The sequence below is a fragment of the Ideonella sp. genome (genome assembly GCF_041914305.1).
Lineage (GTDB): Bacteria > Pseudomonadota > Gammaproteobacteria > Burkholderiales > Burkholderiaceae_C > Ideonella.
The window spans coordinates 103453-118236 of the sequence record NZ_JAYSDQ010000005.1 but is presented as its reverse complement, the minus strand read 5'-3'; the positions used below and the strand labels follow the sequence as shown (position 1 = coordinate 118236).

The following is a 14784-nucleotide window of genomic DNA, read 5'->3' as shown; positions in this document are numbered from 1 at the left end:
GGCGACCGCGCGCGGCCGCCACCCACCACGGTGCCTACACTGCGGCCCCATGTACGCCCATTGCCCCAAGTGCGACCACGCGCCCATGCCTGCGCAGCAGGCTTTTCCGGCGGTGTGCCCGGCTTGTGGCGTGATCCTGGCGCGGGTGGGCTCGGGGCCGGGCAGGGCGCAGCGCGTGGTCAGCCAGGGCGGCGGCGACGAGGGCAGCCCGTGGCGCCAGCGGTTGCTCGAGGTGCCGGCCGAGGTGGACCCGCTTGGCTTCTGGGCCCGCGTGGCGTTGCTCACGGGCTTTGCGGTGTGGGCGGTGGTGTTGATGTCGCTCGACTACCGCAGCGCCGAAATCAACAGTTCGTTTCTGCACCGGCCGCTGCTGATCTTTCATGAGGCGGGGCACGTGGTCTTCATGCCGTTTGGCCACTGGGTGTCGGTCTTCGGCGGCACGTTGGGCCAGTTGCTGATGCCGGTGATCATGGGCGGCGCCTTGCTGTGGACCAACCGCGACCCGTTCGGTGCCGCCATCGGCCTGTGGCTGCTGGGCGTGTCGTTGCTGGACGTGGCGCCGTACATCTACGACGCGCTGGTGCCGCAGATGATGTTGTTGTCGGGCCGCACCGGCGAGGCCGGCGGGCACGATTGGATCTTTCTTCTGCGCTCGATGGGGCTGCTGCCGCAGGCGCAAGGGCTGGGGTCGCTGGTGCACGCGCTGGGCGCGGCTGTGGTCTTGCTGGCGCTGGGCTGGGCCGCCTGGGTGCTGAAGCGGCAGCATGCGCAGTTGAAACGTTAGCCCCGGCCGCTCTGAGCCAGCGGTAAGACGGAACTTTTCGGCCGCTGGCAGAAACTACAGCCGTTTGCCGTGCAGCCTGGTTGTCAGCGTCGGTTCATGAGACGCGGGTGGCATGGCTTTTGTGACGTTGATTGCATGCTTTCTAACCTGATGTTGTTGCCCATCCGGCGTCTGGCCCTCGTGATCGGTTTGTGCGGGCTGTTGCCGATGCCACCTGCCCAGGCGCAGGTGTCGCCGCCGGCGCTGTCGGCCACGCAGTTGGTGGGCATCGGTGGCCGGCAGGTCGAATACTGGGCCAGCCATGCGCCGCAGGCCCGCGCCAGCCTGGTGTTCGAGAACGGCCTGATGCTGCCGCTGACCACGTGGCAGGCGGTGGCCTCGGCGCTGGCCCACTGTTGCAACATGCTGGCCTACAACCGCGCCGGTGTGGGCCGAAGCACGTTGCCCGACCAGCCCCAGGCGGCTCACCAGGTGGCGGGCGATCTGCTGGCGCTCTTGCAGTCGCAGGGCATGAGGCCGCCGTACATCCTGGTGGGGCATTCGCTCGGCGGGCAGTTCGCGCAGCTGTTTGCCAGCCACTACCCCGACCTGGTCGGCGGCATGGTGCTGGTCGATGCCTTGCCCGTGGGCACGGTCAAGCCGGTGGCCGAGTTTCCGTGGTTCACGCGCCTGGGCCTGTGGCTGTTTGCGCCAGAGCAGGCGCGGCGCGAGATCGACGCCATCCACCCGATGGGCGAGGCGCTGCTGGCGGGCGCGCGGCTCGAAGGCAAGCCGATCGTCCGCTTGGTGGCGCAGAGCAACGCGCCCAAGCCCGAAGGCCTGGTCAAGGACTTGCTGAAGGGCGTGGTCCTGGCGGGCGACTTCGACGTCTGGGCGGTCGACCCCGACGAGGCCGAGGTGCGGATGGACGCGCTCTACCCGCAGTCGATCGTCAGGCCGGTGCAGGCGCACCACCGCGTGCAAGAGGTGGCGCCCGAGGTGGTGATCGAGGCGATTCAGCAGGTCATGGAGAAGGCGCAGGGCCCGAGCTGAGGTCTCGCAATCCCCAGGCTACGGTGCCGACCGCGCAGGAACCCTGCGGGGCCGCCAAGAGGGCATAGGGGCCACGACTTGATGGCCACCACCGCGGGCCGCTGGGGGCGGCGGCCCAAGCCGGCGTCGCGCCGGCTTGGTGTGGTGATCGGCGCGGCTCAGGCCCCCAGGCGCACGATCTTGGCGGTCGACGGAACGCCATGCGCGTCGAGCGCGAACAGCATGTAGAACCCCGGCGGCGCGTAGTTGGCCGAGGCTGGCATCGTGACGCTCAGGTTCTGGCCGTCTTGCGTGAAGGACAGGTCCTGGAAGCGCTGCTCGTTGCTGAAGTCGTGGGTCACCGCGCCGAAGCGCACCAGCGTCAGGCGGGACACCGTGTTCGCATCGGCCATCGCCACCGGCACCGTCTGCCCCCAGCTCGAAGCGGTGGGCGCGGATGAGATCACCGGGCGCACTGCCGGCAGGCCCGAGCCATCGGCTTTGTACAGGTAGGGCGGGAAGTAGATTTCTGCGTTGAGGTTGGCCACCGGGCCGGGTGCGCCGCCCGCCCCGGTCAGCACCGTGCCATCGGGCATCAGCATCGAGACGCTGTGGTACAGGCGCGGCTTGGTGGCCGTGGCGGTCATCGTCCAGGTGCCCGTGGTCGGGTTCCAGAGCTCGGAGTCGTAGCGCGCGCCGACCAGGTCGTTGCCGGTCGACGAGCCGCCATTGGCCCAGACCTTGCCGTCGGCCAGCACGGTGGCGTTGCCGAAGCGGCGGTCGGCCGAGAGCGACGCCGTGGGCGTGACCACCGGCGTGGCGTTGTTGATGTCGACCACCACGGCCTTGGCTCCGGCACGGATCGACAGCACCTTGCCCGGCTGGTACATCGCGGCCGGCAGGTTGTAAGCGCCCAGCGGCAGCACGCCGGGCACCTTGGCCACGGTGCCGGTGCCGGCGACATCGAGCGAGAAGAACTCGCCCTTCATCGTGAAGATCAGCACCTTGCCTTGCGGCGACCACCACGCCTTCGGGTAGTTCCAGGCCTGGACTTTCGAACCGTAGGCCCATTCATTGGTGGCCTTGGTCAGCGTGCGCCAGCCCTGTGTCGCGCTGTACACCTCGGGGGTGCTCGCATAGGTGTCGTCGGTCGGCGGGTACTGGGCGTTGCCTTCGTAGGCGCGGTCGATGCGCCCGCCGATCACCGCCTGCTCGCCGGTGGCGGTGGTGATCAAGGTGGCATACCAGCGCTGGTAGGCCATGGCCTGCGACTGCTTCGTCAGCTTGTTGTCGGCCGGCGTGAAGAGGTTGACGTCGTTGTTCGCGTAGTTGCGCTTGCCGTTGACGATGCGGTCGCCTCCGACCAGCAGCACATTGCCGCTGCCGGGCAGCAGCGCCTGGCCAGCGCAGAAGATGTCGGTACCGGTGGTGTTGGGCAGCATCGTTTTCGAGCTGTCGCCCGTGCCGAGCGCCGGATCCCACACCGCATAGTGCAGCAAGGCGCCCTGAGCACCGTTGGGCTTGGTGCCGAAGCTCAGCACGCGGCCATCGGGCAGCAGCACGGTGTGCAGCGGGATGAGCGGCCAGCCGAAAGCCTCGCCGAACACGCCCTTCAGGTGGGCATCGGCCGGGCCGTTCGGGACCGACAAGGCCTGGGCCACGCCGCTTTGCCCGAGCGCAGACCGGCGTGCGTCCTGGGCGGAGCTGGCGGCCGGCAGCCCCGGCCCCGGGCCGTAGTCGACCGGCGCCTGCTCGTGCTCGCCCACCAGGTCTTCCTGGGTCAACTGCTCGGGATCGGGTGTGCTGGAGCTGCCGTTGCAGCCGGCCAGAGCCGCCATCGCCAGGATCTGTAAAGCGAAGCAGCCGGTGCGGAGTGACTGCTGGTGGCGTTGTCGCAGCGTGTTCAACATGGCGGTAAACATCAGGTAAGAATTGGCGTTAGGGTCTGGTCTGGACAGGGTCCGGCCAAGCTTCGGCATCCTAGCCCTCCAGGCGGCCACACCCGTATCCCTAGGCAAGGGTGTCGTCAAGCGCCACCGGAATACGTCTGATCACGGCGATCATTGATTTGCATCAATGCAGCATCCTGGCGCGCTGCACTACCCGCGCCAGCGCGCCCGCTTCGCGGGCCTGCACACCCCTTCGCCGAAGGCCGCCGTTGCGGGGCGGGCCTGGGTGTTTGCCCTTGCCAAGCCGGCCCCCGGAAGCCGGTACCTTTGGCACCCAGACCCGTCCACCAGACACCCGTCACCACACGCTTGAGAGGCATCGACATGCGCTTCGAGATTCGTGCACTCGCCATCCGGGCCCTGGCGCCCATCGCCCTGGCCGGTCTTTGCGCATCGGCATGGTCCGATTCGACGCAGGTCAAGATCGCCAACCATCGCAGCGCGGCCATTTACGTCAGCTTCTCGAACGCCGAGCAAGGGGCCGGCACGATCAGCTGGGGCCAGGGTTGCCTGAAGCCCGGCGTCACGGCCAAGGCCTCTTACGCGCGGGTCAAGCCCGGCACCACCTGCGTGGCCAATGTGGCGAGCACCAACGGGTCGTCGCGCTTTTGTGCGGCCGCCAAGGCGCCGCCGTCCAACTGCTGGGAGGCCCAGGCCAACCACCTGACGATGGTCGAGACGAACTTCGAGCCGGCCAGCGCACCGGGTTGTTTTGGCGGCGGCTCCTGCGTCTGGTACGACGTGAGCGTGATCCCCTCGACCTGCACCGACGAGGCCTGGCGGCGCGACCAATGCCAGGGCCAGGGCGGTGCGTCGTACAACCTGCCGGTGTCGCTGTCGTGCGAGGGCAGCCCGGCGATGCCCACCTACACCTGCCGCGGGCCCAAGACCACGAAATACGGCTCGCAGATGTACCCCAGCAACTGTGGCAACCCGTATGGCACCTGCGCGGTGGGCACGTCTCCCAACGGCCACCCGTGCGAAGACGGGGTGGCGGCTTATTTCTTCCCGATGTTCACGCCGCCCGAGAACGCCTACCAGCCGAACGCGGTGTGCATTGCGCGTACGCTGGCGATCGATTTCGTGTCGGGCAAGTGAACCTCGGCGAGGGCTACAGCACGGTCTCGATGCCGTGGAAGTTCTCGTAGAACCCGAGCCCGAAGACCTGGCCCGCCTGCAGCGGGAAGCGCTGTTCGAGCCAGCCCTGCAGGCGGGCGGCCTGGGTTTCGTCGCCGTTCCAGACCAGGCGGGCCACCTTGCGGCAAAGCGACGGGGTCATCGTGAACGACAGGCGCCGGTGGCCGCGCAGCACCTCCAGCGTCACCGGCTCGGCATGGCCGGCCGCCCACGACAACGCGGCCGGCGTGTAGTTGAAGCCGTTGACGCCAGTGATCACGTCGTCTGGGGCGAGGCCGCTTCGGCCCGCGGGCGTGTCGTCCAGCACGTTGTAGACCGTGGGCGCGCCGGCATCGAGGAACATCACGCCGATCTGGTGCACCGTGGTGTGTTCCACGGTGAAGCCCAGCTGTTCGAGCAGCGCCTCGGTGGTGAGGCCCTCGGGGTGGCGGACCGCCGCTTCCATCATCGCGCCGAGCTCGGGCTGCAGGCCCTTGAAGTAGGCGATGGCGTTGTCGGTGGTGTAGCCCGCGCCGCTCGGGCCGCCGCCCACGTATTCTTCGTAGAAGCCGCGAAACGCGGTGTCGAGGGATCGCGAGGGTGAGCCCAGGTGCAGCATCGCGTCGGCGCCAAAGGCGATGAGCATGCCCTTGTCGTAGTAGTCGATGCAGTTGGCGGGCCGGCCGGCGTATTTGGGGCTGTGGTTCAGGTAGGTGGTCAGCGACGAATCAACCCCGCTGACACGCTGGTAGGCCGGCACGGCCTGCAGGTGCTCGAGGTAGCCCACCACGTTGCTGAAGAACTGGTCGGGCGTGTAGACCCGGGCGCGGGTGCACGAGAGAAACTCGTAGTAGCGGGTGAAGCCTTCGGCCATCCACAGGCCCTCTGTGAAGCTGCCGCTCGTCAACTCTTGGGCCACGTGCATCAGCGGCGCAGGGCGTAGGCGGCGCACGTTCCAGGCATGGAACAGCTCGTGGGCACAGACCCTGACGCCGATGTTGTGCTGATCGGGGTCGGTGAACACATCGGGCCCGAGGCCGCACATGGTGCTGGTCAGGTGCTCCAGGCCCCACTCGGCCTGCGGATTCAGGCTGAGGACGAAGGTGTAGTCGTCGAACGGGAACGAGCCGAACTGGCGGCCGTAGCCGGCGGCGACCGCCGCGATCTGGTCGACGAATCCGTCGACCTCGGCCTCGAAGCCCACGCCGCGATCGACGAAGACGAAGTAGAACGGTGTGCCGGCGACATCGCGTTGGCGGATGTCGTATCGCCCCATCACGACGGGCGTGTCGAGCAGGATCTCGTAGCTCGGGTAGCGCCAGCTGTTTTCGCCGAGCGGCGTGGCGCCTGAAGGGTGGTGCACGGTGCCTTGCCACGCGCTTGGCAGCTGGTAGGTCACGGTGCATGCGCCCAGGTGCGCCGGGCTGTGCAGGTAGCGTGTGCCGAGCAGCACGCCATATTGGCCGTCGAGAATGCCCGAGGGCTCGCTGAGGTCGGTGGCGTAGGCCCAGGCGCTGTAGGTGACGGTCACGTCACCATCACCGCCGTCGACGTGAAAAGCCTGCCAGCCATCGCGGCTGACGGCCAGCGGCACCGCATCGCGGCTGGTGGCGGCCTGCACCTCGAACAGGTCGCGGCCGAGCTGGGTGAAGGTGTAGTTGCCCGGCACCCAGGTCGGGATTTCCAGCCGGATGCGCCCCTGCGCCACGGCGCCGGTCAGCCGCATGCGAACACGCAGCTCGTGCCGTTCGGGGTGGATCTCGACGTGGTAGTGGACGTCGGAGGGCGCGGTCTGGCTCATGGCGATGTCTCCTGGTTGGATGGCGGCGAGGCCGGGCCTTACATCACCACCGGCGGGATCGGCGTGAGCATGGTGGGGTCGGCGCGCGCCGCCTCGGTGGGCTCGATCTCGAGCGAGGCGCGGATCGCGGATTCGATGGCGCCTTCGATCCAGGCGTGGCGCAGGGTCGTCCAGTCGCCGGCGAAGTGCAGGTTGCCGACCGGCCGGGTGACGTATTGCTGCAGCTCGCTCAGCTGGCCCGGCGCGAACATCGCGGCCTCGCCCATCGCGAAGGGGCTTTCGTCCCAGAAGACCGACGTGCCACCCAGGAAGTGACCGCGGATGTACTCGCCGTGCACCTTGGCCAGCCCGTCGAGCGCGTAGGCGACGCGCTGCTCGTTGGTCAGCGAGCCCCAGCCGCGGGCCTCGGTCTCCCAGGTGTAGCTGGCCAGCACCACGCCGGACGGGTCACCGAAGCCGTGGCTGGGGTAGTAGATCATCCGGTTGGCCATGTCGGTCACCGAGCCGCCGCCCCAGATGTTGTCCTGCGTTTCCCAGAAGCGCTCGTCGAACGCCAGCAGCACCTTGGCGGCCGAGTCGTAGTAGAGCTCGCGGATCAGCTTGCGCTTGTCGTGCGGCAGCAGCGGCGAGAAGTCGACCGTGCGCAGGCAGGGCACCGGCACCGTCAGGATCACCTCGTCGGCCTCGACACTGTCGACGAAGCCTTCGGCGCGCAACTCGGCGCCGAGCTCGACGCTGCCGTCCCAGGCTTTGTCGAAAGGCGAGAAGCGCAGCCTGGCGGTGCCGCCTTCGGGGGCGTAGTCGACGCTGTCGATCCACTGGTTGAAGTAGACCTTCACGCCGGCGGCCTTCAGTGGCGCGATCCACGCCTTCACCAGGTTGTCGGTGCCGTTGGTGATCTCCCAGTAGGTGTTGCTCGAGTTGATCAGCGAGATCTCGATCAGGTTCTGCACGAAGCTCAAGGCGCTGCGGCTCTCTAGGTTCTGCAGCACCTGCACATACTCGATACCGGGGTCTGACAGCAGCGTGAACTGCTTGAAGAAGCCCTGCACCGAGTACGAGTCGTAGCGCTCGATGGCCACTGGCCAGTTGGCGCGCGGGTTCTGGTTGACGAAGTCCTTGACCGGGTTGGTCGCGGTGCCGAGCAGGTCGGACGCGTTCATCTTCTGCTGCGCGAGCGGCAGCGTGGTGAGGTCGTAGCCGAGCGCCTTGCCGGGGAAGTCTTCGCTCAGGTACTGGTGGGTGCGCATCTTGACGCCGTTGACGAAGGTCCACGAGTTGTAGGCCTTGGTCGGCGCCTTGGCGGGCGCACCCTTGCAGATGACCTCGCTCTGGTTCTGCTGGTTGATGGTGTCTTTCTGCACATCGACCTGGAAGAAGATGTTCACCGGCACGGCGTACTTGCAGATGTAGCTGCGCAGCATCTCGTGGTAGACCAGCGGCAGGCGCATGGCACCCGCTTCGCCATAAAGGTCGGGGCGGCCGAAATACTTTTCGCCACGCAGCGTGTGCACGCGCCCGCCGATGCGCGTGTTGCCCTCGAAGATCGTCACCTGGTGCCCGGCCTCGGCGAGCAGCTGGGCGCAGGCCAGGCCCGAGATGCCGGCGCCGACGATGGCGATCTTCTTCGGCTTCGTCGTGCGGGGCAGGCCCTGGCGAATGATCTCGATGTAATGCTTGACGACAGGGTCGTCCGACTCGGGCAGCAGGTCGTGAAAGCTGGGCATGGCGGTTCTCCTGGGGTGTCTTGGTGGCGGCGGCGCGGTCACTGGCCTGGGCAGGCGGTCGACGTGGCCGGGATGTCGCAGCAGTCGACCTTCCAGCGGGTGTTGCTCGGCAGGTCGTTGCACACGTTGCGCACCGCCACGAGCGTGAAGGTAGAGCCGCGCGGCGCCGGTGGGCCGCCGGCGAAATCGCAGCAACCTGTTCCACCCGACCCCGATGTGCAGGGGCCGGAGGGTTGTGCAGGCGGCGGCGAGCCGGCCTTGATCTTGGCGATGACCTGCGCGAGCTCTTCGTTGGTGGTGACCTCGTAGCCCACGCCGCCAAAGCCCTGCGCCAGCGCGGGCCAGTTCCACAGCGACGTCTCGGGCACGCTCGTGAAGGGCGCGAACGGCGGCACCGGGTTCGGGCTGGGGTTCGTGCACTGCGCGGTTTCGGCCGCGGTGCAGAAGGCATTGGCGTTGACCAGGAACTGCTCGATCGCGAACACGCCGTTGGCCATCACGAAGACCACGTTGTCGAGGCCGAGCGCGGCAATGGTGCCGATCGCGTTCGAGCTCTGGCTGAAGGCCCCGTCGCCCGAGACCGAGACGACGCGGCGCGGGCTGCCGGTGGCGTTGAGCGCCAGCTTGACGCCGTAGCTCGCGGCCGGCGAGTAGCCGATGGCGCCCCAGGCCAGCTGCGCGATGAAGCCGTTCTGCGGCACCCTGACGTTGTTCAGGTTGTAGAACGTGAGGCCGGTGTCCGCCAGCAGCACCGGTGCATCGTGGTTCTCGTCGTTGCCGAAGGTGGTGAGGTAGCCGTGGTGCAGGAAAGACTTGAAGCTGTCCCAGGTGATCTGGGCGTTCGGGGCGTAGGTGTCGGGCGTCGGGATGTCCCACACGGCGCCCTGGATGCCCGGGAAGGGGGCGGCCGGCAGGCGGCCCTGGTGGCTGACGAGCTGTTGCTGCAGTGCCTGCAACTGCGGGTACTGCGCGACCAGCGCGTTCATCGCCGGGCCCGAGGGCTCGCAGATGACCTCGTTCAGCGTGGTGACGAAGGCCGTGAGCTGGATGTCGCCCCAGTAGACCTCGCCCTGGCTCCGGGGCATGAGGCCTGCGTTGATGCGGGCAGCACCCAGGCGCACCTCGATCGTGCTTTCGAGCGGCAAGCCGGGTGGGCTCTCGGGGTTGTAGTCGGTGCTGGCGACGCCGGAGAAGTTGAAGTCGGTTTCGCGCACGCCCAGGCTCAGGATCACATCGGCGCCGTTGACGAGATCCTGCACGTTCTGCTGCGAGTTGCGGCCGTTGTAGGTGCCGCTGAAGTACGGCGCGTTGTATTCGCTGAGCACGCTCTTGCCCAGCAGGCTCGACAGATAGGGCGCCTGCAGCGTGTTGAGCAGGTTGGTGAAGCGCGATTGCAGCGAGTACCGCGCAATCTCCACGCCACCCAACACCACCAGCCGCTGCGCGCCAGCCAGCACCGGCAGCACGGTGGCGATCGCCTCGTTCAGCGACGATTCGCTTTGCGGCACCGGCGATCTCACCAGCGCCGCGCGTGAAGACACCGGCGCGACCGGGTAGCCCTCCATCGTGTTCGCGATCTCGATGTAGACCGGCTTCGAATCGGTGATGCAGGCCGTCAGCGCCGCGTCGATCAGATCGGGTGCGAGGGCTGGGTTGTCGATGCGAACGGCCATGCGGGTGATCTGCTCGAAGATGCGCAGGTCGGTGAGCGAGCCGTCGAACATGTGGTGCCACAGCACCCCCTGGTCACGCTGCGAGTTGAACTGCGCGGTCGAGGGTGTGCCGTTGACCAGCACCAGCGGCACGTTCTCGACAAAGGCGCCGGCCACCGCCTGCGTCGCATTGAGCGCCCCGACGCCGTAGGTCGTCGCGACGCACCCCACGGTCTTGCCGCCGGTGGCGCGGCCGTAGCCATCGGCCGCATAGGTGGCACACATCTCGTTGTTGGGATGCACGCGCACCAGCCCCGCATTGCACGGGGTGTCGAGCGTCTCGACCCACTCGCTGATGTAGTCGCCGGGGATCGCCATCACGTGCTTGACGCCGATCTCGGCAAGTCGCTTGTTCAGGTACGACGCGACGGTCTCGGCTTGCGTGGCCGCGGTGGCGCCGAACGCCCGCGCGGCCCGGGCAGGCGCGGTGGGCAGGCCATCGGGCGTGCGGAAGTGGCGAAGAAACTGTCGGCTGGACATGAGCCCGCTTTGCGGCATGGTGGTTCTCCTGGTCGAGGGTGCCCAGGCACTGCCGCGTGGCGAACGGCGCGGCAGGGCGAGGGGCTGGAAAGAAGAGCGAACTCAGATCTGGATCTGGTTCATCACCGCCGAATTGAGGTAGGCCGGTGCCGTCCACGGTGTGAGGGCCGGGCTGAGGTAGTAGTAGGCCAAGCTGTTCGGCACAGGCGTCGACCCCTTCCACGATTCGATGCGCGCCTTCTGGTTGTTGGTGATCTGGCTGTTCACCGATGCCGGCCCGGTCCAGATCGTGTCCCAGAACTGGGTCACTGCCGCCAACTGGTTTGAACCAGCGGCGTAGGGGAAGACAGCCTGCATCGACGCCGGGCTGTCGCTGGTCTGGGCCAGCGTGTCGGGCGGCGTGACCCCGGCGGTGCCGTTCATCACGAAGGCGATCTGGTTGACGATGACGTTGTTCAGCGCCGATGGGTCCTGCGGGTTGGGCAGCGAGCTCAGCACGGTCTGCCGGGTCACGCTCTGGGCGTCCATCGGCGGGGCGGCCTGCATCGCGAACGCGCCATTGGGCGTGAAGGCCCAGCCGGCGAGCATCGTGTCGTTCACCGCGGTGTGCTGCACCGAGCAGGTGAACAGCAGGTTGGTGAGCGCACCGGTGAGGTCCACCATCGTCGGCTGCCAGGTGAAGCGGGTCTGGCCATCGTGGTTGAACGCGGTCTGTGCGGCGTTCATCCAGCCGTTGAGGCCAGCGTCCGCGGCCACTTCTGCATCGCTGGTGTAGGTGGCACCGACGATGCCTCTCACGAAGGCCTGGATGGCCTGCCACCAGACCTGGCCGTCGTCGCGGTAGGGGAACGGCACGCTCGCGATCGCGCCGCTCTGCAACCCGCGGTTGGTCATTTGCGCCGGGAACGCATTGGCGTCGAAGTCGTAGTTCTTGAACAGGTCGCTGACGACCTGGTACAGGCCGATGCGGCCGGTGGGCAGCACGGCGTCGCAGAAGTTGGCGGTGGCGGTGCTGCTCTTCTGGTAGATGCCGCTTTCATTGGTGCCGGGCGCTGCGATCACGACGTTGTTGATGTCGAACACCTGCGCCAGGAACGGCTGCGCCAGCACGACCAGCGGATGGGTCGCCGACAGCGTGCCGAGCTGGATCTGGTTCAGCGCGGCGATGCCGAAGGTCATGTCGATCGTGTGGGCGTTGAACAGGTGCGAGCCACTGAACCACCATTGCTGGTCGGCCGACGCTGCCCACAGCTTGGCCAGCAGCCAGGCGTCGCCGTTGGGGTCGTTCGGGTCGCCGGGCGTGAAGATGTAGCCCTCGACGTTGGTGCCGGTGATCTGGATGGCCAGCGGCATCAGCGCGTTGGTTTGCGCGTCGACCGTGAAGTAGCAGATCGGTGCCGCCAGGAAGCGCCCGTTGACGACGAACTTGTTCTTCACGGCGTTGCCGAGCACCGTGGTGTAGTCGCACACGTAGAGGTTGTTGGCGTTCTGTGCGGCCGTCAGCGTGCTGGCCAGCGCGGCCAGGCTGCTGCCGTTGGCCGAGCGCTGCACCCACAGCGCGACGTTGTAGCTGCCGGCATCGGCGGCACGGATGACGTTGGGGTTGGCGCCGCCCAGGCGCTGGCGGGCGAACTCGGCGTCGTCGGCGATCCAGTTCTGCGTCAGCGTTGCGGTCTGGTCGGGCTGGAAAGGCGCAGGCAACGCGCCGCCCGGGGAGAACGGCACGTAGTTCGGGTCCCACATGCCTTGCGTGTACCACTGCTGGATGAGGCCAGCCGTGGTCGTGGCCGTGTAGGTCTGGCCCGGCACGTTGCCCTGGACATAGGCCACCTCGGCTTGCACCTGTGCGGCACGCTCCTTGTTGTAGGCGTCCCATATGCTGCTCCAGCCCCAGTTCGCCGGCACGAGCGAGGCGTCGTTGAGCCATGGCGGCATCACGCCCTGGAAGGTGCCCGCCACGGGGTATTGGCTGGTGTCGTAGGTCAGGTCGGTGGGGGTCAGGCCGCTGTAGACGAAGTCGACCACGGGCGATTGGGCTGCGGCAGCCAGGCCGCGTGTGGCGGGCACGGCCTGTGCCGTGGCGTAGCGGCTGTGCGGGGGCTTGGCCAATTGGCTAATGTAGGCCCGCATCGGGGCCGGGATGCCGGCAAGCTTCGAAGTCAGGTTCGAGTCCATGGTGTCGATGACCTTTCAGTGACGGGGGCGGTCGATGGCAACCATCGACGCGTTTCAATGGCGTGGCGCTCGCCTGCCCGCGGCAGGCGAGCGAGCGGGGCGGTGTGGGGCCGATGCAGGGCCGGAGTGGTACCGGTGTGGGCGGATCAGGCCAGGTCGGCGAACACGCTTCGCGCGGTGTCCTCGATGTCTTTCCTGCCGAAGTAGGGGACCATCGTGGGCAGGATGAGGCCGCCGCCGAGGGCGTCGCGCAGGCGCTCCATCGTGGCCTTGTCCATGCGGCCTTCGAGCACGAGGATTTCCCACACCGTGCGGAAAGCCGAGTCGTAGGCCCCGGCGATCCAGTAGTGCACCATGTCGAGGTGTTCGCCCGCGAAGTGAAAGCGGCCCTCGGGCTCGCGGGCGTCCATGAACTTCTGCAGAAACTGACCCGGCGCGAAGAACTCGAAGCCGCCGCCGGCGAGCGGGTCGTTGTTCCAGACGATCGAGGCGCCGTGGCCCAGGTACTCGTCGCGCGCCACCTCGCCGTGCAGCTCGACCACGTGGCGCAGGCAGGCTTCGAACATCTGCTCTTGCGTCAGGTGCGCGAACTTGTCGGCGTCGTTCTGCCAGCAGTAGCTGGCCAGGATGTAGGCCGGCCCGGGTTGGTCGATCCCGAAAGACGGGTACACCACGCTGCGAACCGGCAGGTCGGTGTTGCTCTGGCCACCCGCCATGCGGGCGCTGTAGGGCCCCGGCCTTTCCCAGAATCGGCTCTTGAAACCAAGCGCCACCTTCACCGCATTGGTCATCTTGAGCATGCGGATGGCCTCGAGCTTCTGCACCGACCACGACCGCGGTGTCTCGATGAACCGCAGCACCGAGAACGGCACGGTGACGATGACGCGGTCGAATTCGGCCGACTCGGTGAGGTTGCCGTCGCCGAACCGGTAGTGCACCACCGTGCGGTCACCCTTTTCTTCGACGCGGAAGACCGAGGCCCCCATCGTCACCTTCTCGCGCGGGACGCGGTTGGCCATTTCTTGCGCGACGCGGGCGGTGCCGCCGTCCATCGCCGACCAATGCGTCGTGTCGTCGAACGAGAAGTTGTCCAGCAGCATCTCGATGAACGCCAGGTCGTAGACGCCGGTGTAGCTGAGCACGCTCTCCATGTAGTCGACGATGCGCACCGGGTAGGGCTTGTGGCGGTCGCCGATCTCTTGCAGGTAGCTGCGGCCCGAGTACCCGTCGTACTTCAGGATCTCGGCCCAGGCCTGGTCGATGTGGCCGCTGCCGAGCAGGTCCATGAAGGGCTGGATGGCGTTGTCCAGCAGGGTCTGGGCGGGCTTGATCTTGCCGTTCGCGTCCCTGAAGTAGTCGAACTCGGGGCCGTTGAAATACTCGTCGAAGCCGAGCAGCGAGTTGTCGAGCACGACTTGGTTGCGCGTCACCGGCGGCTGGCCGTTGTAGCAAAGCAGGTTGCCGGCCTTCGGGTCGGTGCTGGCGTCGTACAGGATGTAGGGGATGCGCGTGATCTGGCGCGCCCCCGGCGTGCTGGGCGCCGTCTGGTTGAGGTGGTCCCAGAAGCCGAACAACCGCGACTGCAGCCACGACTCGGGAAAGCGCATGGCCCCGAGCTCGGCGTACTGGTGCGATTCGTTGTTGAAGTAGTGCGTGCGCACGCGCCCGCCCAGGCGCTCGCCCGAGGCCTCGATCACGTGGTAGTCGATACCGAATTGATCGAGCAGCATTGCGGCGTACAGGCCCGCCATGCCGCCCCCCACGATGCCGATTCGCAAGGGGCCGCCCGTTCGCGCGGCCGTCGTCACCCCCGGGCTTCGCCGGCCGCGCTGGCGGTCGAGATCTTTGAAGTGCGCGTCGATTCGATCGAACAAGGCCTTTCGGTTCTTCGACACGAGTTGGTGACGCTGTTCGCGCTGCTGTCGCGCGGCCTCGAGGTCTTTTGATGACATGGCGTTCTCCCATTCACTTGGTGTCGCACCGCGCCGGCGGCGTGGCGCTGGCGATGCGTCGCAGCCCTCACCGCGCG

General features: G+C 67.4%; 10 protein-coding genes. 4 read left to right on the top strand and 6 right to left on the bottom strand.

The genetic code is table 11. From position 1 onward, the window contains the following. The first annotated feature begins 85 nt into the window (after positions 1 to 85). Positions 86 to 784, top strand: coding sequence for a hypothetical protein (locus tag ACE3SG_RS08495; protein ID WP_374564107.1), 699 nt, complete (start codon positions 86 to 88; stop codon positions 782 to 784). Between the two features lie 207 nt (positions 785 to 991). After that, the gene (locus tag ACE3SG_RS08490; protein WP_374564105.1) at positions 992 to 1816 is read left to right on the top strand and encodes an alpha/beta fold hydrolase; all 825 of its coding nucleotides are present in this window, start codon (positions 992 to 994) and stop codon (positions 1814 to 1816) included. A gap of 158 nt (positions 1817 to 1974) precedes the next feature. Here the strand turns inward: ACE3SG_RS08490 and ACE3SG_RS08485 are convergent, their stop codons facing one another. Further along, positions 1975 to 3705, bottom strand: a complete 1731-nt coding sequence (locus ACE3SG_RS08485) for a galactose oxidase-like domain-containing protein (protein WP_374564103.1) — start codon at positions 3703 to 3705, stop codon at positions 1975 to 1977. 363 nt (positions 3706 to 4068) lie between these two features. On the opposite strand from ACE3SG_RS08485, the gene ACE3SG_RS08480 reads away from it, so the two are divergent. Further along, complete coding sequence (locus tag ACE3SG_RS08480) at positions 4069 to 4842, top strand: hypothetical protein (protein WP_374564101.1); 774 nt, start codon at positions 4069 to 4071, stop codon at positions 4840 to 4842. A 13-nt stretch (positions 4843 to 4855) separates the two neighbouring features. On the opposite strand, the gene ACE3SG_RS08475 is transcribed toward ACE3SG_RS08480, so the two are convergent. From ACE3SG_RS08475 to ACE3SG_RS08455, 5 genes are all read right to left on the bottom strand, one after another. After that, the gene (locus tag ACE3SG_RS08475) at positions 4856 to 6661 is read right to left on the bottom strand and encodes a hypothetical protein (RefSeq protein WP_374564099.1); all 1806 of its coding nucleotides are present in this window, start codon (positions 6659 to 6661) and stop codon (positions 4856 to 4858) included. 38 nt (positions 6662 to 6699) lie between these two features. Next, entirely contained in the window at positions 6700 to 8388 is a 1689-nt protein-coding gene (locus tag ACE3SG_RS08470) for a flavin monoamine oxidase family protein (protein ID WP_374564097.1), read from the bottom strand. A 38-nt stretch (positions 8389 to 8426) separates the two neighbouring features. Then, positions 8427 to 10580 carry a thiamine pyrophosphate-binding protein gene (locus tag ACE3SG_RS08465; RefSeq protein ID WP_374564095.1) on the bottom strand — a complete coding sequence of 718 codons (2154 nt, stop codon included), beginning with the start codon at positions 10578 to 10580 and terminating at the stop codon, positions 8427 to 8429. 102 nt (positions 10581 to 10682) lie between these two features. Further along, a complete protein-coding gene (locus tag ACE3SG_RS08460) occupies positions 10683 to 12755 on the bottom strand; it encodes a lipoxygenase family protein (protein WP_374564093.1) in 2073 nt (690 codons plus the stop codon). Between the two features lie 146 nt (positions 12756 to 12901). Next, on the bottom strand, positions 12902 to 14485 hold the full coding sequence (locus tag ACE3SG_RS08455) for a flavin monoamine oxidase family protein (protein WP_374564091.1): 1584 nt from the start codon (positions 14483 to 14485) through the stop codon (positions 12902 to 12904). On the opposite strand from ACE3SG_RS08455, the gene ACE3SG_RS08450 reads away from it, so the two are divergent. Continuing rightward, a complete protein-coding gene (locus ACE3SG_RS08450) occupies positions 14471 to 14701 on the top strand; it encodes a hypothetical protein (protein WP_374564089.1) in 231 nt (76 codons plus the stop codon). The genes ACE3SG_RS08455 and ACE3SG_RS08450 overlap by 15 nt on opposite strands. The last annotated feature ends 83 nt before the right edge of the window (positions 14702 to 14784 follow it).

Bases quoted from the DNA above. Each gene is read 5' to 3' on its own strand.
- ACE3SG_RS08470 (WP_374564097.1), bottom strand. From the start codon at position 8,388: ATGCCCAGCTTTCACGACCTGCTGCCCGAGTCGGACGACCCTGTCGTC.
- ACE3SG_RS08455 (WP_374564091.1), bottom strand. From the start codon at position 14,485: ATGCTGCTCGATCAATTCGGTATCGACTACCACGTGATCGAGGCCTCG.
- ACE3SG_RS08475 (WP_374564099.1), bottom strand. From the start codon at position 6,661: ATGAGCCAGACCGCGCCCTCCGACGTCCACTACCACGTCGAGATCCAC.
- ACE3SG_RS08485 (WP_374564103.1), bottom strand. From the start codon at position 3,705: ATGTTGAACACGCTGCGACAACGCCACCAGCAGTCACTCCGCACCGGC.
- ACE3SG_RS08490 (WP_374564105.1), top strand. From the start codon at position 992: ATGCCACCTGCCCAGGCGCAGGTGTCGCCGCCGGCGCTGTCGGCCACG.
- ACE3SG_RS08480 (WP_374564101.1), top strand. From the start codon at position 4,069: ATGCGCTTCGAGATTCGTGCACTCGCCATCCGGGCCCTGGCGCCCATC.
- ACE3SG_RS08460 (WP_374564093.1), bottom strand. From the start codon at position 12,755: ATGGACTCGAACCTGACTTCGAAGCTTGCCGGCATCCCGGCCCCGATG.
- ACE3SG_RS08495 (WP_374564107.1), top strand. From the start codon at position 86: ATGCCTGCGCAGCAGGCTTTTCCGGCGGTGTGCCCGGCTTGTGGCGTG.
- ACE3SG_RS08465 (WP_374564095.1), bottom strand. From the start codon at position 10,580: ATGTCCAGCCGACAGTTTCTTCGCCACTTCCGCACGCCCGATGGCCTG.